Origin of the sequence: Streptomyces sp. NPDC017979, from assembly GCF_044328175.1 — a bacterium.
Classification (GTDB): Bacteria; Actinomycetota; Actinomycetes; order Streptomycetales; family Streptomycetaceae; genus Streptomyces.
In genome coordinates, this window is sequence record NZ_JBIRGU010000001.1 from 1 (window position 1) to 22,027 (window position 22,027).

Annotated in this window: 17 protein-coding genes; 7 read left to right on the forward strand and 10 right to left on the reverse strand. The window is 68.8% G+C overall.

Going from position 1 to position 22,027, the window contains the following annotated elements; genetic code table 11:
• Positions 1 to 354: 354 nt before the first annotated feature.
• From ACH4E8_RS00005 to thyX, 3 genes are all read right to left on the reverse strand, one after another.
• The gene (locus tag ACH4E8_RS00005) at positions 355 to 2,040 is read right to left on the reverse strand and encodes a ribonuclease J (RefSeq protein ID WP_398442733.1); all 1,686 of its coding nucleotides are present in this window, start codon (positions 2,038 to 2,040) and stop codon (positions 355 to 357) included.
• A 157-nt stretch (positions 2,041 to 2,197) separates the two neighbouring features.
• Entirely contained in the window at positions 2,198 to 3,097 is a 900-nt protein-coding gene (gene dapA / locus ACH4E8_RS00010) for a 4-hydroxy-tetrahydrodipicolinate synthase (protein ID WP_398442735.1), read from the reverse strand.
• Between the two features lie 261 nt (positions 3,098 to 3,358).
• Positions 3,359 to 4,099: an FAD-dependent thymidylate synthase gene (thyX, locus tag ACH4E8_RS00015; protein ID WP_398442737.1), complete on the reverse strand. Its 741-nt coding sequence runs from the start codon at positions 4,097 to 4,099 to the stop codon at positions 3,359 to 3,361.
• A 231-nt stretch (positions 4,100 to 4,330) separates the two neighbouring features.
• On the opposite strand from thyX, the gene ACH4E8_RS00020 reads away from it, so the two are divergent.
• Together ACH4E8_RS00020 and ACH4E8_RS00025 are read left to right on the forward strand one after the other, a co-directional pair.
• Positions 4,331 to 4,570, forward strand: coding sequence for a hypothetical protein (locus ACH4E8_RS00020; RefSeq protein WP_398442739.1), 240 nt, complete (start codon positions 4,331 to 4,333; stop codon positions 4,568 to 4,570).
• A 97-nt stretch (positions 4,571 to 4,667) separates the two neighbouring features.
• The gene (locus tag ACH4E8_RS00025; protein ID WP_398442741.1) at positions 4,668 to 5,234 is read left to right on the forward strand and encodes a PH domain-containing protein; all 567 of its coding nucleotides are present in this window, start codon (positions 4,668 to 4,670) and stop codon (positions 5,232 to 5,234) included.
• Between the two features lie 62 nt (positions 5,235 to 5,296).
• Here the strand turns inward: ACH4E8_RS00025 and ACH4E8_RS00030 are convergent, their stop codons facing one another.
• The 6 genes from ACH4E8_RS00030 to eccD all read right to left on the reverse strand — a co-directional run bounded on the left by ACH4E8_RS00030 (position 5,297) and on the right by eccD (position 12,604).
• The gene (locus ACH4E8_RS00030) at positions 5,297 to 5,749 is read right to left on the reverse strand and encodes a hypothetical protein (protein ID WP_398442742.1); all 453 of its coding nucleotides are present in this window, start codon (positions 5,747 to 5,749) and stop codon (positions 5,297 to 5,299) included.
• Between the two features lie 37 nt (positions 5,750 to 5,786).
• Positions 5,787 to 6,539 (reverse strand): 4-hydroxy-tetrahydrodipicolinate reductase, encoded by a 753-nt coding sequence (dapB, locus tag ACH4E8_RS00035; protein ID WP_398442744.1) that lies wholly within the window; start codon positions 6,537 to 6,539, stop codon positions 5,787 to 5,789.
• Positions 6,540 to 6,582: 43 nt separating this feature from the next.
• Positions 6,583 to 7,962: a M16 family metallopeptidase gene (locus tag ACH4E8_RS00040; RefSeq protein ID WP_398442746.1), complete on the reverse strand. Its 1,380-nt coding sequence runs from the start codon at positions 7,960 to 7,962 to the stop codon at positions 6,583 to 6,585.
• Complete coding sequence (locus ACH4E8_RS00045; protein ID WP_398442748.1) at positions 7,959 to 10,184, reverse strand: polyribonucleotide nucleotidyltransferase; 2,226 nt, start codon at positions 10,182 to 10,184, stop codon at positions 7,959 to 7,961. Before ACH4E8_RS00045 ends, ACH4E8_RS00040 begins: the two co-directional genes overlap by 4 nt.
• A gap of 364 nt (positions 10,185 to 10,548) precedes the next feature.
• Positions 10,549 to 10,839 carry a 30S ribosomal protein S15 gene (rpsO, locus tag ACH4E8_RS00050; RefSeq protein ID WP_398442750.1) on the reverse strand — a complete coding sequence of 97 codons (291 nt, stop codon included), beginning with the start codon at positions 10,837 to 10,839 and terminating at the stop codon, positions 10,549 to 10,551.
• Between the two features lie 265 nt (positions 10,840 to 11,104).
• A complete protein-coding gene (gene eccD, locus ACH4E8_RS00055) occupies positions 11,105 to 12,604 on the reverse strand; it encodes a type VII secretion integral membrane protein EccD (protein WP_398442752.1) in 1,500 nt (499 codons plus the stop codon).
• Between the two features lie 569 nt (positions 12,605 to 13,173).
• Here eccD and eccCa point away from each other — a divergent pair.
• The 5 genes from eccCa (at position 13,174) to ACH4E8_RS00080 (ending at position 21,771) form a co-directional block, all read left to right on the forward strand.
• The gene (gene eccCa, locus ACH4E8_RS00060; RefSeq protein WP_398442753.1) at positions 13,174 to 17,148 is read left to right on the forward strand and encodes a type VII secretion protein EccCa; all 3,975 of its coding nucleotides are present in this window, start codon (positions 13,174 to 13,176) and stop codon (positions 17,146 to 17,148) included.
• Between the two features lie 108 nt (positions 17,149 to 17,256).
• Positions 17,257 to 17,730, forward strand: a complete 474-nt coding sequence (locus tag ACH4E8_RS00065; RefSeq protein WP_398442755.1) for a hypothetical protein — start codon at positions 17,257 to 17,259, stop codon at positions 17,728 to 17,730.
• Between the two features lie 105 nt (positions 17,731 to 17,835).
• Positions 17,836 to 20,094, forward strand: a complete 2,259-nt coding sequence (locus ACH4E8_RS00070) for a DUF6571 family protein (protein WP_398442757.1) — start codon at positions 17,836 to 17,838, stop codon at positions 20,092 to 20,094.
• Entirely contained in the window at positions 20,091 to 20,699 is a 609-nt protein-coding gene (locus ACH4E8_RS00075) for a hypothetical protein (RefSeq protein WP_398442759.1), read from the forward strand. The genes ACH4E8_RS00070 and ACH4E8_RS00075 overlap by 4 nt, the downstream gene beginning before the upstream one ends.
• Before the next feature lie 457 nt (positions 20,700 to 21,156).
• Positions 21,157 to 21,771 (forward strand): hypothetical protein, encoded by a 615-nt coding sequence (locus ACH4E8_RS00080; RefSeq protein ID WP_398442761.1) that lies wholly within the window; start codon positions 21,157 to 21,159, stop codon positions 21,769 to 21,771.
• An 85-nt stretch (positions 21,772 to 21,856) separates the two neighbouring features.
• Here the strand turns inward: ACH4E8_RS00080 and ACH4E8_RS00085 are convergent, their stop codons facing one another.
• The gene (locus ACH4E8_RS00085) at positions 21,857 to 21,979 is read right to left on the reverse strand and encodes a hypothetical protein (RefSeq protein ID WP_398442763.1); all 123 of its coding nucleotides are present in this window, start codon (positions 21,977 to 21,979) and stop codon (positions 21,857 to 21,859) included.
• Between the last annotated feature and the right edge of the window lie 48 nt (positions 21,980 to 22,027).

Here is a 22,027-nt window from a genome sequence, read left to right on the forward strand (position 1 = left end):
GACTTTTGGCACGCTGTTGAGTTCTCAAGGAACGGACGCTTCCTTCGAGTCCCTCTCAGGACCCTCCGGGCTTTTCCCTTCGGTCTTGCGTTTCCAACCTTACCAGATCTTTTTCCCGGCCCGTTTCCGGACTTGGCTTTCAATCAGGCGGCCGATTGGAGTGGCCTTTTGCCTTTCGGCTTGATCCGACTTTATCAGAAGATTCTGAGTCGGAATTCCGGCCCTCGTTCGGGGTGTTTGCCCAGACGCACGAGTGCGTCGGGTTCCCTGCGAGGCGGAGCCGTAAACGTACTGGAGCGGGGCGCCCGGATGCAAATCCAGGCGCCCCGCTCCATGAAGTACGACGTCAGGAGGTCAGACCTCGATGACGACCGGGAGGATCATCGGGCGGCGGCGGTAGGTGTCGGACACCCACTTGCCCACCGTCCGACGCACCAACTGCTGGAGTTGGTGCGGCTCGGCGACGCCGTCGGAGGCGGACCGGCCGATCGCCTCCTCGATCTTCGGGATGACGTCGCCGAAGATCGAGTCGTCGATGCCGGAGCCGCGGGCCTGCACGTGCGGGCCGCCGACGACCTTGCCGGTGGTGGAGTCCACCACGACGAAGACGGAGATGAAGCCCTCGTCGCCCAGGATGCGGCGGTCCTTGAGGGAGGACTCGGTGACGTCGCCGACCGAGAGGCCGTCCACGTACACGTAACCCGCCTGGACCTTGCCGACGATCCTGGCCTTGCCGTCGACCAGGTCGACGACCACGCCGTCCTCGGCGATGACGATGTGGTCCTTCGGGACGCCGGTGAGGGCGCCCAGCTCGGCGTTGGCCCGCAGATGGCGCCATTCGCCGTGCACCGGCATCAGGTTCTTCGGCCGGCAGATGTTGTAGAAGTACAGCAGCTCGCCGGCGGAGGCGTGGCCGGAGACGTGGACCTTGGCGTTGCCCTTGTGGACCACGTTCGCGCCCCATCGGGTCAGGCCGTTGATCACGCGGTACACCGCGTTCTCATTGCCCGGGATGAGCGAGGACGCCAGGATCACCGTGTCGCCCTGGACGATCCGGATCTGGTGGTCTCGGTTGGCCATCCGGGAGAGCGCGGCCATCGGCTCGCCCTGTGAGCCCGTACAGACGAGGACGACCTCGTCGTCCGGCAGGTCGTCGAGGGTCTTGACGTCGACGACGAGTCCGGCCGGGACCCGGAGGTAGCCCAGGTCACGGGCGATGCCCATGTTCCGGACCATCGAGCGCCCGACGAACGCGACACGCCTGCCGTACTCGTGGGCCGCGTCCAGGATCTGCTGGATCCGGTGCACGTGGCTGGCGAAGCTCGCGACGATGATGCGCTTCTGTGCGCTGGCGAAGACCTGGCGCAGCACGTTGGAGATGTCGCGCTCGGGCGGGACGAAGCCCGGGACCTCCGCGTTCGTGGAGTCCGACAGCAGGAGGTCGATGCCCTCCTCGCTGAGTCGGGCGAAGGCGTGCAGGTCGGTGAGCCTGCGGTCCAGCGGGAGCTGGTCCATCTTGAAGTCGCCCGTGTGCACCACCATGCCCGCGGGGGTGCGGATGGCGACGGCCAACGCGTCCGGGATGGAGTGGTTGACCGCGATGAACTCGCAGTCGAAGGGGCCGATGCGTTCGCGCTGCCCCTCGACGACTTCGAGGGTGTACGGACGGATGCGGTGCTCCTGGAGCTTCGCCTCGATCAGGGCGAGGGTGAGCTTGGAGCCGATCAGGGGGATGTCCGGCTTGAGCCGGAGCAGGTAGGGGACGCCGCCGATGTGGTCCTCGTGGCCGTGCGTGAGCACGATGCCCTCGACGTCGTCGAGGCGGTCCCGGATGGTGGTGAAGTCCGGAAGGATCAGGTCGATGCCGGGCTGCTCCTCTTCGGGGAAGAGGACGCCGCAGTCGACGATGAGCAGTCGGCCGTCGTACTCGAAGACCGTCATGTTCCGGCCGATTTCACCGAGGCCACCGAGGGGGGTGACGCGCAGTCCCCCCTTCGGGAGCTTCGGCGGCAGGCCGAGTTCGGGATGCGGATGACTCAAAAGACTCTCCTCACCATGTACGCCACCTGCCGCTCGGGCACGTGGCGTACATGACATTCGTGCATGTGCTGAAGTCCGTGGCCGGCGCGACGGAGGTCGGCCGGCTGGATCTGGTTTCGTTCGCTTATTCAGTTGTCAGGTCGTGCCATGTCTGGGGTCAGAGCTGGACGCCGCCGGCCGCGAGGTCGGCCTTGAGCTGGGCCGTCTCCTGAGGGCTCAGCTCGACGAGGGGCAGTCGCAGCGGGCCGGCGGGCAAGCCCTGGAGGGCGAGCGCGGCCTTGGTGGTGATGACGCCCTGGGTGCGGAACATGCCGGTGAAGACCGGCAGCAGCCGCTGGTGGATCTCGGTGGCCTTCTGGACGTCGCCGCTGGTGTGGGCGTCGATCAGGGCGCGCAGCTCCGGGGTGACCACGTGACCGACGACGGAGACGAAGCCGACGGCACCCACGGACAGCAGCGGCAGGTTCAGCATGTCGTCGCCGGAGTACCAGGCCAGGCCGGAGCGGGCGATGGCCCAGCTGGCACGGCCGAGGTCGCCCTTGGCGTCCTTGTTGGCGACGATCCGCGGGTGTTCCGCGAGCCGGACGATGGTCTCGGTGTCGATCGGGACGCCGCTGCGACCGGGGATGTCGTAGAGCATCACCGGGAGTTCCGTGGCGTCGGCGATGGCCGAGAAGTGCTGGAACAGGCCCTCCTGAGGGGGCTTGTTGTAGTACGGCGTGACGGCCAGCAGGCCGTGCGCGCCGGCGCGTTCGGCTGCGCGAGCGAGCTCGACGCTGTGTCGGGTGTCGTTGGTGCCGATGCCTGCGACGATCCGCGCCCGGTCCCCGACGGCCTCCAGTACCGCCCGGACGAGCTGGTCTTTCTCCGCGTCGCTGGTGGTGGGCGACTCGCCCGTGGTGCCGTTGATGATCAGGCCGTCGTTGCCGGCGTCCACCAGGTGGGCCGCCAGACGCTGGGCGCCGTCGACGTCAAGGCCGCCGTCCGGGGTGAACGGCGTGATCATGGCGGTGAGGACCCGCCCGAAGGGGGTCTGCGGAGTGGGGATCGGAGCCATGGGTTACACGCTACTCGCTGCTCAGTGCGGTGTGGCCCTTGAGGGGACGTGACGTACGCCGTGCTACACGGAGCCCGGCACTGCCTGCTCGGGGGTTCAAGCAGTGCCGGGTCCGTTTGATCAGCCTAGATGAAGTTCACGAAACACTGCAATGCGGACACTTCACCCGGGTAATCCGTACATCTGTACCGCTGAGTGCCTCGACTGAGGGACTCCTTCGGGCGTCTCTCGGCGTGTGGGCGCCGTTCTCGCCGCCGGGCGTCAGGGTGCGATCCGGCCGTTCTTGTTGAACGCGGCATGGGTCAGCGGCATCAGCCGGGCCCAGTGCTCTTCCATCCGCTCGCCGACCATCTCGATCTCGCGCTGCGGGAAGGACGGCACCTTCGCGTTCTCGTGCTGGGTGCGCAGCCCGAGGAAGTGCATCAGGGAGCGGGCGTTGCAGGTCGCGTACATCGACGAGAAGAGTCCGACCGGCAGGACCGAACGGGCGACCTCGCGGGCGATGCCGGCGTCCAGCATCTCCTGGTACGTCTCGTACGAGCGCCGGTAGGAGTCCACCATGGCGTCGCTGACGACCTTGTGCTGCTCCGGGCTGCCGTCGATGAAGACGTACTTGCCGGGGCGGCCCTCCTGGACCAGCTTGCGGTCCTGGGCGGGCACGTAGAAGACGGGCTGGAGCTCCCGGTAGCGGCCCGACTCCTCGTTGTACGACCAACCCACGCGGTGCCGCATGAACTCGCGGAAGACGAAGATCGGGGCGCTGATGAAGAAGGTCATCGAGTTGTGCTCGAAGGGGCTGCCGTGTCGGTCGCGCATCAGGTAGTTGATGAGCCCCTTGGACCGCTCGGGGTCCTTGCTGAGCTCGTCGAGGGACTGCTCGCCGGCCGTGGAGACGCGGGCGGCCCACAGCACGTCGGAGTCGGCGGCGCTGTGCTTCACCAACTCCACGGTGACGTCGCCCCGGAAGGTCGGGGCAGCGGGGTCGGTGGGGGTGTCGGTCACCAGTGAAGGTCCTTTCACCTGGGGCTGGGCGGGGGCGGCAACCACCTTAGTCCACCCCTCCCCGCGCCCTTCTTCGGTTGATTCGTCGAAATCGGGCACCGAATCGCCGTTTCGTGCGTCTGTAGGGGTGAGGGCGTCACAACGGCCCCCGCGGCGTCATCGACCCGACGCCGGCACACCGTCACTGCACGCGCACCGCACCGCACCGCACACACCAAGGAGAGTGGTCTGATGTTCCGCCGGCGGGAAGCCGTCCCGTTCTCGTTCGTCGCCGAGTCCGAGAGCTTCCGCAGCAACGTCACGCCCCCGCCGCGTGAACGCGCCACCGCCTCGCAGCTCACCGGTCGTACGGTGACCGGGCTGCTGATCGTGGCCGGGCTGGTCGGCTCGCTGCTCTTCGGCCTGCCGGCGCTGGAGTCGCCCGAGAGCCCGGCGCACTCCCAGCAGAACGAGGCCGCGGAGCGGCGCTGACCCGTACGGCCCCCCTGGGGTGGTAGGGCGCTGGACGCCTCGGTAGCCTCACCCGTCACAGCCCCCATCCGAGTGTGCTGGTGAGTGAGGAACAGTCGTGCCCCTGCCCTTCTTGACGGCCGACCGCGCGTTCGACGCCAACGCGGAGGATTCCGACGACATCGCATTGCCCTTCGACGACCACGACCAGTGGCGTCGGCCGTACCGGCCGGGGCCCTGGCGGGTGGGCGCGGCGGCGGTGCTCCTGTTGCTGGCGAGCTTCGTGATGCTCGCCGCCATGATCATCGCGTTCGCCGGTGCGATGTCCGGCGCCGGGCTCTGCCTGGCCCTGGGGCTGGTGGTGATCGCGCTGGCCCTGAGACTGCTGAGGGCCGGGGTGTGGGTGAGCCGGCACGGGCTGCGCAGGGTGGGCTTCTTCGCCACCACGACGCTGCCGTGGAGCCAGGTGACCGGGGTGCGCACGGTCCAGCAGCCGGTGCGCTGGCTGGGACTGCCGCGTACGGTCCAGGGGCAGGCGCTGCTGCTGGGCCGGAAGGGGCAGGGCGAGCCTCTGGCGCTGCTGACGGACCACAACGCGGACTTCCTGTCCCGGGTGGAGGCGTTCGAGCGCGCGGCGGACACGGTCGAGGCGTGGGGAGCGGAGTACCGGACGGAAACCCCCTGAACGGACCCGAGACGAGGAAGGGACGGACCCCTGGGGTCCGTCCCTTCCTCGTGTCCGGGGACCTAACTGCTCGTACGGGCTGCCTCGTGCAGGGCGATCGCGCGTTGCATCGCCTTGCGCGCCCGCGGGGTGTCCCGGGCGTCGTGGTACGCCACCGCGAGCCGGAACCAGCAGCGCCAGTCGTTCGGCGAGTCCTCGGTCTCGGCGCGGCGCCGGGCGAACACCTCGTCCGCCGCGTCCCGGTCGATCCGTCCGCTGGGGGTGCGGGCGAGGTCGTCGACCGGCAGGCCGCCTTCGGCGTCGAGTTCGGCGGCCAGGCGGTTGGCCCGGGTGACGAACCGGGTGTTCTTCCAGAGGAACCACACCCCGATGACGGGCAGCATCAGCACGGCGACGCCGAAGGCGACCGTGAGCAGGGTGCCCTGCTGGATGAGCAGGACGCCGCGGCTGCCGACCAGGACGAAGTAGACGGCCAGGGCGGCTGCCGTGATGAAGTACGTGATTTTCGCGCGCATGTCGGTCTCGTCGGGGGCCGGGACGGGGATCGGACGGTCAGTCGAGGTCGAGGAAGTTCTCCAGGCCGACCGTGAGACCGGGCGTGGAGACGACTCGACGGACGCCGAGCAGGATGCCGGGCATGAAGCTGCTGTGGTGCAGCGAGTCGTGCCGGATGGTGAGGGTCTCCCCCTCGCCGCCGAGCAGTACTTCCTGGTGGGCGAGGAGCCCCCGCAGGCGTACGGCGTGCACCGGGACGCCGTCGACGTCGGCGCCGCGGGCTCCGTCGAGGGCGGTCTCGGTGGCGTCCGGCTGCGGGCCGAGTCCGGCCTCCGCCCGCGCGGCGGCGATCAGCTGGGCGGTGCGGGTGGCGGTGCCGCTGGGGGCGTCCGCCTTGTGCGGGTGGTGCAGTTCGACGACCTCGACGGAGTCGAACCAGCGCGCCGCCTGCTGGGCGAACTTCATGGTGAGGACGGCGCCGATGGAGAAGTTCGGCGCGATGAGCACACCGGTGCCGGGGGAGCCGTCGAGCGCGGTGCGCAGCCGTGCGAGGCGGTCCTCGGTCCAGCCGGTGGTGCCGACGACGGCGTGGATGCCGTGGCTCACGCAGAAGTCCAGGTTGTCCTGGACGGCCGCGGGGTTGGTCAGCTCGACCGCGACCTGGGCGCCGGACTCCACCAGGGTCTCCAGCCGGTCGCCGCGCCCGAGGGCGGCGACCAGGTCCAGGTCCTCGGCGGACTCCACGGCCCGTACGGCCTCCGAGCCGATCCGGCCCTTGGCGCCGATGACCGCCACGCGCAGCTTGCTCATCTTTCTCTTTCCTCCGGTGCCTACGGGGACGGGGTCGAGGTGTCTAGGAGACCGTCTCGTGGAGGCGGTCGGCCTGGCGGTCCTTGAGCGGGCCGATGACCGCCAGCGACGGGCGGTGCCCCAGGACGTCCGCGGCCACGGCCCGTACGTCGTCGGGGGTGACGGCGGCTATCCGGGCCAGCATCTCGTCGACGGACATCTGGGCGCCCCAGCACAGCTCGCTCTTGCCGATACGGTTCATCAGCGCGCCGGTGTCCTCCAGGCCCAGCACCGTGGAGCCGGAGAGCTGGCCGATGGCGCGGCCGATCTCGTCGTCGGTCAGCCCCTCGCCGGCCACCCGGTCCAGTTCGTCCCGGCAGATCTTGAGGACGTCGTGGACCTGGCTCGGGCGGCAGCCGGCGTAGACGCCGAAGAGGCCGCAGTCGGCGAAGCCCGAGGTGTACGAGTACACGCTGTAGGCGAGGCCGCGCTTCTCCCGGACCTCCTGGAAGAGCCGGGAGGACATGCCGCCGCCGAGTGCCGTGTTCAGTACGCCGAGGGCCCAGCGGCGGTCGTCGGTGCGGGCGAGGCCCGGCATGCCGAGGACCACGTGCGCCTGCTCCGTCCTGCGGCTCTGCAGGTCCACCCGGCCGGCCGTGCGCAGGCTGCGCCGGCCGTCGCGCGGGGCGAGCGGGGCCGCGTCCGTACGGGTCAGGGCGCCGGCCTTCTCGAAGGCGCGGCGGACCTGGCGCACCACGGCGGCGTGGTCGACGTTGCCCGCGGCGGCGACCACCAGGTGGGTGGGGTCGTAGTGCTTGCGGTAGAAGCGGCGGACCCGCTCCGCGGTGAGCGCGTTGACGGTGTCGACCGTGCCGAGGACGGGGCGGCCGAGCGGGGTGTCACCGAACATGGTCTGCGCGAAGAGGTCGTGCACGCAGTCGCCGGGGTCGTCCTCCGTCATCGCGATCTCTTCGAGGATCACGCCGCGTTCGGCGTCCACGTCCTCCTGGAGGATCAGCGAGCCGGTGAGCATGTCGCAGACCACGTCGATGGCGAGCGGCAGGTCGGTGTCGAGCACCCGGGCGTAGTAGCAGGTGTACTCCTTCGCCGTGAAGGCGTTCATCTCGCCGCCGACCGCGTCGATCGCCGAGGAGATGTCGAGGGCGGACCGCCGTTGGGTGCCCTTGAAGAGGAGGTGCTCCAGGTAGTGCGTGGCGCCGTTGAGTGACGGCGTCTCGTCCCGGGAGCCGACGTGCGCCCAGATGCCGAAGGTGGCGGAGCGCACCGACGGCAGGGTTTCGGTGACGATCCGCAGACCGCCGGGGAGGGTGGTGCGGCGGACGGTGCCGATGCCGTTCTCGCCCTTGAGGAGCGTTTGGGTACGGGCGACGGCCCGCACCTCCTCGGAGGTGCGGGCCGTCGCCTTGAAGCCGCGCGACGTCACTTGGCAGCGTCGTCCTTCTTGTCCGCCGCGTCGTCGCCGTCCTCGCCCTCGATCACGGGGATGAGGGAGAGCTTGCCGCGGGAGTCGATCTCGGCGATCTCGACCTGGACCTTGGCGCCGACGCCGAGGACGTCCTCGACGTTCTCCACCCGCTTGCCGCCGGCGAGCTTGCGGATCTGCGAGATGTGCAGCAGTCCGTCCTTGCCGGGGAGCAGCGAGACGAAGGCGCCGAAGGTGGTGGTCTTGACGACCGTGCCCAGGTAGCGCTCGCCGACCTCGGGCATCGTCGGGTTGGCGATGCCGTTGATGGTGGCGCGGGCGGCCTCGGCGGCCGGGCCGTCGGCGGCACCGATGTAGATCGTGCCGTCGTCCTCGATGGTGATCTCGGCGCCGGTGTCCTCCTGGATCTGGTTGATCATCTTGCCCTTGGGGCCGATGACCTCGCCGATCTTGTCCACGGGGATCTTGACGGTGATGATCCGCGGGGCGTTGGGGGACATCTCGTCCGGGGTGTCGATCGCTTCCATCATCACGTCGAGGATGTGGAGGCGGGCGTCGCGGGCCTGCTTGAGGGCCGCGGCCAGGACGGAGGCCGGGATGCCGTCCAGCTTGGTGTCGAGCTGGAGGGCGGTGACGAACTCCTTCGTGCCGGCGACCTTGAAGTCCATGTCGCCGAAGGCGTCCTCCGCACCGAGGATGTCGGTGAGGGTGACGTAGTGCGTCTGGCCGTCGATCTCCTGGGAGATCAGGCCCATGGCGATGCCGGCGACGGGGGCCCGCAGCGGCACACCGGCGTTCAGCAGCGACATGGTGGAGGCGCAGACGGAGCCCATCGAGGTGGAGCCGTTGGAGCCGAGGGCCTCGGAGACCTGACGGATCGCGTACGGGAAGTCCTCGCGGCTCGGGAGCACCGGCGCGATCGCGCGCTCGGCGAGCGCCCCGTGGCCGATCTCGCGGCGCTTGGGGGAGCCGACGCGGCCCGTCTCGCCGACGGAGTACGGCGGGAAGTTGTAGTTGTGCATGTAGCGCTTGCGGGTCACCGGGGAGAGGGTGTCCAGCTGCTGCTCCATGCGGAGCATGTTGAGGGTGGTGACGCCCAGGATCTGGGTCTCGCCGCGCTCGAACAGGGCGGAGCCGTGCACCCGCGGGATGGCCTCGACCTCGGCGGCCAGGGTGCGGATGTCGGTGACGCCGCGGCCGTCGATGCGGACCTTGTCCTTGATGACGCGCTCGCGCACCAGGGACTTGGTCAGGGAGCGGTAGGCGGCGGAGATCTCCTTCTCGCGGCCTTCGAACTGCGGGAGCAGCTTCTCGGCGGCGACCGCCTTGATGCGGTCCAGCTCCTCTTCGCGCTCCTGCTTGCCCGCGATGGTGAGCGCCTGGGCCAGCTCGCCCTTGACGGCGGCGGTCAGGGCGTCCAGGACGTCGTCCTCGTAGTCGAGGAAGACGGGGAACTCGCCCTCGGGCTTGGCGGCCTTGGCGGCGAGGTCCGACTGGGCCTTGCACAGGACCTTGATGAAGGGCTTGGCGGCCTCCAGGCCGGCGGCGACGATCTCCTCGGTCGGGGCCTCGGCACCGCCCTTGACCAGCTCGATGGTGCGCTCGGTGGCCTCGGCCTCGACCATCATGATCGCGACGTCGCCGTCCTCCAGGACGCGACCGGCGACGACCATGTCGAAGACGGCGTCCTCAAGCTCGGTGTGCGTCGGGAAGGCGACCCACTGGCCCTTGATCAGGGCGACGCGGGTGCCGCCGATGGGGCCGGAGAAGGGCAGGCCGGCGAGCTGCGTGGAGCAGGAGGCGGCGTTGATGGCGACCACGTCGTAGAGGTGGTCGGGGTTGAGCGCCATGACCGTCTCGACGATCTGGATCTCGTTGCGCAGGCCCTTCTTGAAGGAGGGGCGCAGCGGGCGGTCGATCAGGCGGCAGGTGAGGATCGCGTCCTCGGAGGGCCGGCCTTCGCGGCGGAAGAAGGAGCCGGGGATCTTGCCGGCGGCGTACATCCGCTCTTCGACGTCGACGGTCAGCGGGAAGAAGTCCAGCTGGTCCTTGGGCTTCTTGGAGGCCGTGGTGGCCGACAGCACCATGGTGTCGTCGTCCAGGTAGGCGACGGCGGAGCCGGCGGCCTGGCGGGCGAGGCGGCCCGTCTCGAAGCGGATGGTGCGGGTGCCGAAGGTGCCGTTGTCAATGACGGCCTCGGCGTAGTGGGTCTCGTTCTCCACTAGCGTGTTCTCCGTTACGTTTCGTTACGTTGTCGTCTTTTCGTCCCCGGGCCCGTGTGGCGGGGGGACGGGTGGAGAAGCGCTCGTACGGGGCCGGTCTTCGATCGAAGCACCCGGGGTTCGAGTCCCGGGCGCCACTACCGAGGACCGGCGTCGGCGAGTCGGCCTTCTCACGTCTTCTGTCTGTTGTTGTGCGACCAGACTAAAGGCCGGGTGGCTGGTCGCGCACGCACAGCGGGCACGTACGGCGAATCGGTCGCCGCGCGCGGTGTGCGATCCGCACTCCGACGTGCGTGCCGGGTGCGGGCCGTATAACGAAGAGGAGCGGTCCCCTAGGGCGGGAACCGCTCCCCTTCACGGCGTCTTACTTGGCGCCGCCGGCCGCACCGCGGCGGATGCCGAGGCGGTCGACCAGCGTACGGAAGCGCTGGATGTCCTTCTTGGCCAGGTACTGCAGCAGGCGGCGGCGCTGGCCGACGAGGATCAGCAGACCACGGCGGGAGTGGTGGTCGTGCTTGTGGGTCTTCAGGTGCTCGGTCAGGTCCGAGATGCGGCGGGAGAGCAGCGCGACCTGGACCTCGGGGGAACCGGTGTCGCCCTCCTTGGTGCCGAACTCGGTCATGATCTGCTTCTTGACGGCGGCGTCGAGAGACACTCGGTACTCCTCATGTGATGTTCGAAGCGCCTTCGAGTGCCCCTGGCGTGTTCTCAGGAGGGCTTCCGTGACTCGGAGGCGAAGGTCCGATGGGCGCTGTTCCCAGGAGGCCGGTCCCCGGGGTGCGGGGTCCGGTCGAGTCCGGGAACGCGTACACAAACGGCCGTCACACAGCGTACCAGCCCCTCGGAGCTGCCCGCCCCGCAATTCGGCCCCCTGACCTTTGCGCTGGTCAGGGGGCCGATGACGGTGAGCTGCCAGGGGGTTACGAGGTCAGGGCGCGGATCGAGTGGTAGACGTCGAAGACCGCGAGGCACAGGGGCAGCAGGGTCAGCAGGACGAAGGTCTCCGCGATCTCCAGGAAGCGGCCCCAGAAGGGGGTGACGCCCTTGCCGGGCACGATGAGGCCGATGGCGGTGATCACCGCGGCGACGCCGGCGACGGCCGCGGCGAGCCAGACCGTACGGATGTCCAGTGCGGTGGTGTCGCCGCGGAGCGCGTCCGCCATCAGCTCGATCGGCGGGTTGATCGCCAGGCCGAGGCCGAGGGCGACCAGGGAGGCGAGGCCGGCGGCGAGGGCGCAGCCGACCTGCGCGGTGTAGCGGAAGAGGTGGGCGCGCATCAGCATGGCGACGCCGGTGGCGAGGGCGAGGAGCTGGCCCCACACGTTGCTGGAGAAGCCGAGGACCACGGCGGAGCCGGCGGCGACCAGGGCGCAGCCGCCGACGAGGCCGACGAGGAGCTCGTGGCCGCGGCGGGCCTTGGCGGCGATGCGCTCGCCGTCGACCGGGCCGGCGGGCTCGGGGTCGGTGCCGTAGTCGCCGACGGTGGTGCGCGGCGGGTCGAAGCCGATGGGGAGGCGGGCGAAGCGGGTGGACAGGCCCGGCAGGAAGGCGAGGGCGCCGACGGCGAGCGGGGAGCACATCGCGGCGGTCTCGACCGGGGTCAGCTTCTGGAGGATCGCGACGAAGGTGGCGATCACGCCGATGGTGGCGGCGAAGACGAAGGCGACGAAGGGGCCGTCGCCGCCGGGGGCGACGATCGTGAGGATCACGGCGAAGAGCAGCACCGCGGCGCAGGCCAGCAGGAACTGGAGCTTGCCGACGCCTTCGCCGTCGGCGGGCGGCAGCAGTCCGGTGCCGCCGATCGCGGCGTTCGCCATGGCGCCGACGCCGAGGGCGACGGCGGACGCGCGGTCGTCGTAGACCCGGGCGCGCACGCAGGCGAGCGCGAGCAGGAGCACGGCCATGACACCGGCGAGGACGCCGGACAGCCCGTGCATCTCGTTGCGCGGGTCGGAGGTCCACAGCACGAAGGCGAGCAGGAGCAGCAGCACGGAGCCGCCGAAGAGGCCCGCGCCGCGCATCAGGCCGTCGCTCCACAGCGTGCGGTCCTTGGCGACCGCGGAGGCGACCGCGTCGGAGACGTCGTCGAAGACGGCCGGGGGCAGCGACTCGGCGAAGGGGCGCAGCGACAGCAGTTCGCCGTCGAGGATGCGCTGGACGCCCAGGGAGCGGGCGCTGTCGAGGACGGTGCCGTCGCGGCGTACGAGGTGGTAGCCGACGGGGGCGCCGGGCTCGGGGCTCTGTCCGGACAGTCGCAGGATCTCCGGGTAGAGGTCCGCGATGGCGATGTCCTCGGGCAGGGCGACGTCGACGCGTCCGTCCGGCGCGACGACCGTCACCCGGCAGAAGCCGGTTCCACTGCTGGACGGGGTCACGGGTCCCGGGGAACCGGGTCCGTGCGCCGCCGCTGAGGCCGTCATACTCACCTGCTGCATCCCCTCGTGTTCTTCACCTGCACCGGCTCGCGCGTGCCGCACGCCCGGACGTGGCCGGTCGTACGGCCGGACCGTCCGCACGGGGTGATCGCCCGCGCGGGGTCGGCGCCGCGTACGGCGTCGACATGGGTACGGGTCGTTGGTACGGGGTGATCGCGCGCATTGTCAGTGCGCACACCGACTTCATACAGAGGCTTCACACTTCACCTGCATACGACCCCCGCGCCGCAGCTCCGTACCAAAGGTCCGGCTTTGCACCGCTCCCGAACGACCTGAATTCAGACACTCGACCCGAATTCATTTCGTCCGGGGCATTTAGCGGTCAGTACGGTCAGTTCGGCGTGACGACTTCGCATCGTCCCGCCCGACCGCCCCGTTCGCACCCCGTTCACCACGGCTGTTCGCGGCAGTTCGCGGCTGTGCCCCCGCATCTCGTCACCCTACCGCCCACCGGCGGGGGCGGGCGCAAGTAGGATCCCTGACCGCGGGTGGAAGCCGTCGCCACGGGGGCGCCGAAAGGAACTTATCCGCCCGGCGAGGGAATTGGTGAGCTTGTGAGTCAGATCGTCGTCAAGCGCCCACCACGGGCCCTGCCTTCGGAGGTGCCGAGCGAGCACCTGCAACTGCAACCCCCTCCGGAACTGCCCCGCGGGCAGCAGGAGGGCGCGCTCATGCAGTTGCTGCCGATGCTGGGCATGGGCGGATCGGTCGTGTTCTTCTTCATGACCCCGAATCCGATCATGCGGATCATGGGCATGGTGATGATCGCGTCGACGGTCGCCATGGCGATCGCCATGCTGGTCCGGTACCGGCGCGGCACCCAGGGCGAACTGGCCGACCTGCGGCGCGACTATCTGAAGTACCTCAACCAGACCCGGCGTCAGGTGCAGCGCACGGCCCGGCTCCAGCGGGACGCGCAGTACTACCTCCACCCGTCGCCCGAGCAGCTGTGGGCGCTGGTCGCCGAGGGCAGCCGGGTGTGGGAGCGGCGCGTCGGCGACGCCGACTTCGGCCAGGTGCGCATCGGGCTGGGCGTACAGCAGCTCGCGACCCCGATCGTGGCACCCGAGACCGCGCCGGTCGACGAGTTGGAGCCGCTGACGGCGAGCGCCATGCGGCAGTTCCTGACCGCGCACAGCACCCTCGACGGGCTGCCGATGGCGGTGTCCCTGCGGGCCTTCTATCACGTGACGGTCAGCGGGCGCCCGGACTCCGCACGCTCCACGGCGCGCTCCTTGGTGGCTTCGCTGGCGTCCCTGCACTCCCCCGACGACCTGGTCGTCGTCATCGCCACCGGGCGGGATTCGGCCGAGCACTGGGAGTGGGCGAAGTGGCTGCCGCACGTCCAGGCGCCGGGCGAGGGCGACGGCGCGGGCAGCCGACGGCTGATCACCTCCGACGCGCGCGACCTCGACGACCTGCTGCTGGGCCGGCTCGACGGCCGGCCGCGCTTCCAGAGCGGCGGACAGCCGCTGCTCGACCAGCCGCACGTGGTCGTCGTCCTGGACGGCCAGTCGGTGTCGCCGACCTCGCCGCTGGCGTCCCCCGAAGGACTCCAGGGCGTCACGGTCATCGAGGTCGTCCCGGGTGAGGTCACCGGCCAGCGCGGCGGCCTGTCGGTGGTCGTGCAGCCCGAGGCGCTGCGGCTGGAGTCCGGGCACGGCCTGGTGTACGACGGGCTGCCGGACCTGCTGAGCGTGGAGGCCGCGGAGGCCCTGGCGCGCCAGCTCGCGCCGCTGCGGATGGGCACCGGCGGGGACGACGACGAACCGCTGCTCGCCAACCTCGACTTCACCGACCTGCTGAACCTGGGCGACGCGGCGTCCGTCGACGTCAGCCGGACCTGGCGGCCCCGCTCCCAGTCGGAGCGGCTGCGCGTCCCGATCGGCGTCGGCGAGGACGGCGTGCCCGTGATGCTAGACCTGAAGGAGGCGGCGCAGGAGGGCATGGGTCCGCACGGACTGTGCGTGGGAGCGACCGGTTCCGGAAAGTCGGAGCTGCTGCGCACCCTCGTGCTGGGCCTGGCGGTCACCCACTCGTCGGAGACCTTGAACTTCGTCCTCGCGGACTTCAAGGGCGGTGCGACCTTCGCCGGCATGTCCCAGATGCCGCACGTCGCCGCCGTGATCACCAACCTGGCGGACGACCTGACGCTGGTGGACCGGATGGGCGACTCCATCCGCGGCGAGCTGAACCGCCGACAGGAGATGCTGCGCGACGCCGGCAACTACGCCAACATCCACGACTACGAGAAGGCGCGCGCCGCGGGCGCCCCGCTCCAGCCGATCCCCTCGCTCGTCCTGGTCATCGACGAGTTCAGCGAGCTGCTGACCGCGATGCCGGACTTCATCGAGATGTTCGTGCAGATCGGCCGGATCGGCCGGTCCCTCGGCGTGCACCTGCTGCTGGCCTCGCAGCGCCTGGAGGAAGGGCGGCTGCGCGGCCTGGAGACGTACCTCTCGTACCGCATCGGTCTGCGGACCTTCTCCGCGGCGGAGTCGCGGGCCGCGATCGGCGTGCCCGACGCGTACACGCTGCCGAACGTCCCCGGCTCCGGCTATCTGAAGTTCGGCACGGACGAGATGGTGCGGTTCAAGGCGGCGTACGTCTCCGGCGTGTACCGCGAGGCCGGCAGCCGGACCGTCACCGCCGGCGGACCGCTGCCGGTGGACCGTCGGCCGGTGGCGTTCACGGCCGCGCCGGTGCCGGTGCGCTACGTCCAGCCCACCGCGCGCCCCGCCGTACCGGACGCCCGGACGCAGGAGGACGACGCGCTCGCCGACTCGGTGCTCGACGTGATCGTGCGCCGGTTGGAGGGGCGCGGCGTGGAGGCGCACCAGGTGTGGCTGCCGCCGCTGGACAACCCGCCGCCGCTGGACGAGGTCGTCCCCGGTCTGGCGAACGTCGAGGGGCGCGGGCTCACCCAGCCCGGGTACGAGGGCGCGGGCCGGCTCGTCGTCCCGCTGGGCGTCGTCGACAAGCCGTTCGAGCAGCGTCGCGACACGCTGTACCGGGACTTCTCCGGCGCCGCGGGACACATGCAGATCATCGGCGCCCCGCAGTCCGGCAAGTCCACCCTGCTGCGCACGCTGATCTCGGCGTTCGCCCTCACCCACACCCCGCACGAGGTCCAGTTCTACGGGCTGGACTTCGGTGGCGGCGGCATGTCGGCGGTCGCGGGGCTGCCGCACGTCGGCGGCATCGCGTCCCGGCTCGACCCGGAGCGGGTACGGCGCACGGTCGCCGAGGTGTACGGCATCCTCAGCCGGCGCGAGGAGTACTTCCGCAGCGCCGGCATCGACTCGATCGCCTCCTTCCGCTCCATGCGGGCGCGCGGCGACATCTCGGTGGTGGACCAGCCGTGGGGCGACGTCTTCCTGGTGATCGACGGTTGGGGCAACTTCCGCACCGACTACGAGAGCCTGGAGCCGGCGGTGCTGGACATCGCGGCGCGCGGGCTGGGCTACGGCATCCACCTCGTCATCGCCGCCGGCCGTTCGATGGAGGTCCGGGCCAATCTGAAGGACCTCCTGATGAACCGGCTGGAGCTGCGGCTCGGTGACACGATGGACTCCGAGCTGGACCGCAAGGTCGCGGCGAACGTGCCGACGGGGGTGCCGGGGCGCGGTCTGACCCCGGAGAAGCTGCACTTCATGGCGGCGGTGCCGCGGATCGACGGCATCACGTCCGACACCGACCTGTCGGAGGCGACGTCCGCGATGGCCCAGGAGGTCACCCGCCACTGGACGGCGCCCGGCGCGCCGGGCGTACGGCTGCTGCCGCGCGAACTGCCGGCGGAGAACCTGCCCAACGGCCAAGCGAACCCGCAGCGCGGCGTCGCCTTCGCCATCGACGAGAACAACCTGGAGCCGGTCTTCGTCAACTTCGAGCGCGACCCGTTCTTCCTGGTGTTCGGGGACAGCGAAACGGGCAAGTCGAACATGCTGCGGCTGCTCATCAAGCAGCTGACCGAGCGGTACGACGGGGATTCGGCGAAGTTCTTCGTCATCGACAACCGCCGTGCGCTGCTGGACGCCACCCCCGCCACGCACCTGGCGGAGTACGTCCCCATGTCCAACAACATGGAGCACCACGTCGACGCGCTGGCGGACCTGATGCAGCGGCGGACGCCGTCGGCGGACGTCACCGCCCAGCAGTTGCGGGACCGCAGCTGGTGGCGGGGTCCGTCGGTGTACGTGGTGGTCGACGACTACGACCTGGTGTCCACCTCCAGCGGCAATCCGCTCAGCAGGCTGACGGAGCAACTGCCGTTCGCGCGCGACGTCGGAGTCCGGTTCATCATCGCGCGGAGCGCGGCGGGCGCGAGTCGCGCCTCGTACGAGCCGTTCATGCAGCGGATGATGGAGCTGGGCGCGCAGGGGGTGCTGCTGTCGGGTGACCCGACGGAGGGCGACATCCTCGGCGGGGTGCGGATGCGGCCGATGCCGGCGGGTCGGGGCATCTTCGTGTCGCGTCAGCGGGGGAACCCCTTGGTGCAGACCGGTCTCATGCCGGAGCATCTGGGCTGAGCGTACGCAGCACGGGTTGGGGCGGTGCTCAGGCACCGCCCCAACCCCTTTTTTGGCGAGCTCGTTTGGCGAAGCTGTCGGGTGAAGGTGCCGAGGGAGAAGTCGGGCATGGCGTGGGAAGAGTGGGACCAGTTGAAGGCGACGGCCGCGGACCGCGGCAACCAGCAGATGCAGCTGAACGGGTTACCGCCGGGAGAAGGGGGCGGTTCGAGTGGCGGTCAGGGCGTTCTCCGGGCGTCCCAGACCGACCTCGCGGCGGTCGGCGACCACGCGTTCAAGCTCTACGACCGCCTCTGGCCGGAGGCGCGGACGCCGATCGCGCGCAGCACCGGCCGGGCGGCGGACGACCTGGTGGCCAAGTCCTTCGCGCTGGGCGGGGCGCTCAGGCACGTGGCCGCCCGCTGGGACAAGCAGCTCGGCACGCTCATGGACGCCTGTGCGCACATCTCGAACCACATGGACTTCACGAAGAAGACGCACAAGGACGACGACGAGCACATCAAGCGCAACATGAGCAGCATCGCGATGCTGGATCGGGGGTTCGACGAGTCGTACGCCCCCGCGGGCAAGAAGAAGACGTAGGCCATTTCCAGGTCCGCGCCCGCACGGCGACGAGCAGCCTGGCACTGCTCGACGGACCGATCGCCGGACAGACGGTTGGACGCACAGAAGGCAGTGGAGCCACCCTTGGAATTCGATTCCTTACGCACATTCAACTTCGAGTCGCTCAACAACGCGGTGGACGACTGGTCGAAGGTCGTCAAGAGCCTGGAAGAGTTGGCGGACAGCGCCGACAAGGGGCTCCGCACCCGGGCCAACAAGGCGAACTGGTCCGGTGTGAACGCGAAGGTGTCACGTCAGTTCATCGGCAAGACGGCGGGGGAGTTCTCCGACGCCAACGCCCAAGCCACCTCCATCCGCAACATCCTGCGGGACACACGTGGTGAGCTGCAGACTTTCCAGGGTCAGCTCAAGGCCGCGCTGGAGCGCGCCAGCAGCAAGAACCTCACGGTGGCCTCGACCGCCGACGGCGGTTTCACCGTCACCAAGGTCGTCCATCCCGATCGAGCGGCGAAGGGGACCGATGTCCCCGCCGGCTCTCCCGATGACGCCACGACCCTCCGCGACGAGATCCAGGCCATCCTCGACAGGGCCACCGAGAGCGACACGAGCGCAGCCCGGGTCCTCAAGGCCCTCGTCGACCAGACCGACCACGGCTTCTCCGGCGCCCGGTACGCCGACCGGGACGCGGGAGCGAACGCGCTCAAGGAAGCCGACCGGCTCGCGGCGCTGGCGAGGAAGAAGCCCGCGGACATGTCCGTCGAGGACTTCGACGCCATCAACGCGGGCCTGAAGAAGTACGGCACCGACGAACTCTTCGCGGAGCGCTTCGCCACCGTTCTCGGCCCCAAGGGGACCCTGGACTTCTGGGCCGGGTTGAACGATCCGCAGCGGAACATGGAACTCACCAGCCGTCGCGCCGACGACCTCGACGACCTGCAGAAGCACCTCGGCATCACCCTGGCCACCGCTTCGCACGGCGACGCCCTCGCTATGACGACTTGGAAGCGCGAGATGGTCGACCTCGCCGGCCAGCCGCTGAACCGGGATACCCACGTCATGGGCGCCCAGGTGATGAGCAACCTGATGCGCTGGGGCGACTACGACGACCGCTTCCTCGGGGAGTACGGCGCCGAGCTCGTCAGGACCGAGAAGAAGCTGAGCGACAACGGCAGCCACGTCCCCATGGGATGGCAGCACATGGCCGCGGACCCGCTCCTCAACCGCACCGGCACCGACTCGGGCTCGGACCCCATGACGGGCTTCCTGAAGGCGCTCGCCAACAACCCCGGGGCCGCGACGGACTTCTTCGGCGAACCGTTCACCACCGACGACGACGGCAAGCAGGAACTCAGCAACTTCCAGTACTTCTTCGAGGAGCGCGACTGGCCCGAGGGCCCCGGCGAAGGCGAGAACGACGCCAAGACCGGCCGCGACTACATGGCCGAGGCCCTGGAGTCGGCCCTCACGGGCCACCCCGCCGGCGAACTCCCGACCCCGGACACTCCCCAGCACACTCCACAGCAGGCCGCCCTGATGAAGAGCCTGGTCGAGTCCATCTCCGATGAGCCGGAACGGTTCACGGACCACATGTACATGGGCGACAGCATCGGGCAGATCACGTCGGAGTACCTGCCGGACATCAACCGGTCCCTACGCGGCGAGGGGCTGGGCAACACGAACCAGCTGCTCCCCATCGCTGGGGCAGCCATCGAACTCGGCCAGCAGCACTCCACCCGGTTCCTGGTCACGATCGGCCAGTCCCCGGAGGCGTACGCGGCGGTGGAGGTCGGCCAGGCCAGGTACACGGCCGATCTCATGGACTACCACCTGAACCCCAACCTCCCGGAGGACCGCCGCTTCCCCCACCCACCCAAGGACACCATCGAGGCCATCGCCCACCAGACCGGCCACATCAACGGAACCCTGGCCATCGGTCGCCAGGAGGCCGTGACAGGAGCGGCCGCACAAGAAGTGGCCGCCTTCACCGACTCGATCGACCAGCAGAAGAACATCTGGTCGGGCGCGATCGGCACGGGCGTGGGCGTCGGCGTCAGCTTCATCGCAACCCCCGTAGGCGGCGCGATCGCGGGTGGCGTGGCGAGCACCGTCGGCAGCGTGGTGCTGGAGGGAATCTTCAAGCAGTCCGAGACGGACGCGCTTCAGAATGCAGGGAAAGAGGCCGCGGATCTGTGGGCAGTGAGCCAGCAAAACTCGGTCGCTCATGTTCAGGCGGCTGCTGAAATAGCAGCAGGGGCCCACGATGCGACCTACCAGGATCAAGTCCGGGAGTGGATTTTGGTAGCAACCAAGTCCGGTTTCACCGAGGCTTCTGCGGGCGCCCAGCACATGGCCGACGACTTGACCACGGAGATCCAGCCATGAAGCACCTAGTTCCTCGAACGTCGCCAACCCACTCTGCAGCCAGAGCATCATCTCGGTTTACATCCGCGAAGGCCACCATAGCGGCGATCACCATCCTCGGCCTCGCACTATCCGCTTGCTCTTCGGATGAGCCACGGAAGAAGTCGTACACCGCCCCCACGACACTCTGTGGCGCGGCTGTCCCACCCGAAATCCTCACAGCCGTCCTCCCTCCCGGAAAGGAACTCCGCACCGAGTTGACGAAAACCGGATACCTGCAGAGCACCTGCCGCGTATTCATCGACGACGAGCCGGTTCTCGCAGCCCACTACGACTGGATGCTGAAGGAGCGCACCGTATTCGATGCCACGGCGCCCCTACTGAGGCTTGACGCCGAGAAGGACGTGAACCCAGAGGGAACATTCGGCTACACGGAAAAAGGAGGCGTCACTAGAGTAGCGTGCCCCAATCCCTCTGAAAGCAAATACAAGACATGGCAGCTCTTCGCCTACATCATCGCCTATGACAACGACGGAACAAAAGAAGACGTGAAGAACCTCGTGGCTGCGTACGGCAAAGGCATGACCGAGTCAAGCGAATGCGCGAGCAAGAGTAGAACGACCTGATTCACGATCAAAACACAACAGGGTGGGCATCTCCCGCGCATGCCCACCCTGTTGCTGTTCTGTTTTGATTGTACGCAAAGACCGACTAGAAGTTGCCAGCGGCCTTCTTGTCGCCCGCCTGGTACGCCGGGCCCGCGTCGCGGACCGCGCGGGAGATACCCTTCAGCGCGTTGTGAATCTGACGCGTCCCGCACCCCACATCTTGCACGCGCCGCCAGCAGCGACCTTCTCCTCACCCTCAGAGACGCTGGAGGGAATCTTCAAGCAGTCCAAGACCGACGCGCCTTCAAAACGCGGGGATAAATACCGCGGCTGCTGAAACAGCGGCGAGGGCACACGACGCAACCTATCAAGACCAAGTACAGGACTGGGCATTCAAAGGGACCAACTCCGTTTTTCGCGAGGCAGATGCTGGTGCCACAGAAATGGCCGACGACTTGACCACGGAGATCCAGCCATGAATCACCTAGCTCCTCGAACGTCGCCAACCCACGCTGCAGCCAGAGCATCTTCCCGGCCCGCATCCGCGAAGGCCACCATCGCAACGATCACCACCCTCAGCCTCGCACTATCCGGCTGCTCTTCGGATGAGCCGCCAAAGCCAAAGAAGTTGTACACCGTCCCCACAACACTCTGCGGTGCAGCTGTCCCACCCGACCTCCTCACAGCCGTCCTCCCCCCAGGAAAGAAACTCCACACCAAGCCGTGGACATCTGGATACAACCAGAGCACCTGCCGTGTATTCATCGACAACGAGCCAGTTCTCGTAGCCCAGTACGACTGGCAGCGGAAAGAACGCACCATTTTCGATACCGCACCGTCCCTCACGGGGCTTGACCGCAAAAAGGACGTGAACCCGGAGAGGACGCTCGGTTATACGGAAAAGGGAGGCGTCACTAAAGCAGCCTGCCCCAATCCCGCAAGAAGCGAATACAAAACATGGCAGCTCTTCGTCTACATCACCACCTACAAAGATGAGGGCACAAAAGAAGACATGAAAAACCTCGTGACTGCCTACGGAAAAGGCATGACCGAGTCAAGCGAATGCACGAGCAAGGGCAGAACGACCTGATTCACGATCAAAACACAACAGGGTGGGCATCTCCCGCGCATGCCCACCCTGTTGCTGTTCTGTTTTGATTGTGCGCAAAGACCGACTAGAAGTTGCCAGCGGCCTTCTTGTCGCCCGCCTGGTACGCCGGGCCCGCGTCGCGGACCGCGCGGGAGATGCCCTTCAGCGCGTTGTGGATCTGACGCGTCCCGCACCCCACATCTTGCACGCGCCGCCAGCAGCGACCTTCTCCTCACCCTCAGAGACGCTGGAGGGA

What these genes read in the sequence shown, in the direction of transcription:
- dapA (WP_398442735.1), bottom strand. Translation starts at nt 3,097, where the DNA reads ATGGCTCCGATCCCCACTCCGCAGACCCCCTTCGGGCGGGTCCTCACC.
- ACH4E8_RS00020 (WP_398442739.1), top strand. Translation starts at nt 4,331, where the DNA reads ATGTTCCGCCGGCGGGAAGCCGTCCCGTTCTCGTTCGTCGCCGAGTCC.
- ACH4E8_RS00030 (WP_398442742.1), bottom strand. Translation starts at nt 5,749, where the DNA reads ATGCGCGCGAAAATCACGTACTTCATCACGGCAGCCGCCCTGGCCGTC.
- dapB (WP_398442744.1), bottom strand. Translation starts at nt 6,539, where the DNA reads ATGAGCAAGCTGCGCGTGGCGGTCATCGGCGCCAAGGGCCGGATCGGC.
- eccD (WP_398442752.1), bottom strand. Translation starts at nt 12,604, where the DNA reads ATGACGGCCTCAGCGGCGGCGCACGGACCCGGTTCCCCGGGACCCGTG.
- ACH4E8_RS00065 (WP_398442755.1), top strand. Translation starts at nt 17,257, where the DNA reads ATGGCGTGGGAAGAGTGGGACCAGTTGAAGGCGACGGCCGCGGACCGC.
- ACH4E8_RS00075 (WP_398442759.1), top strand. Translation starts at nt 20,091, where the DNA reads ATGAAGCACCTAGTTCCTCGAACGTCGCCAACCCACTCTGCAGCCAGA.
- ACH4E8_RS00080 (WP_398442761.1), top strand. Translation starts at nt 21,157, where the DNA reads ATGAATCACCTAGCTCCTCGAACGTCGCCAACCCACGCTGCAGCCAGA.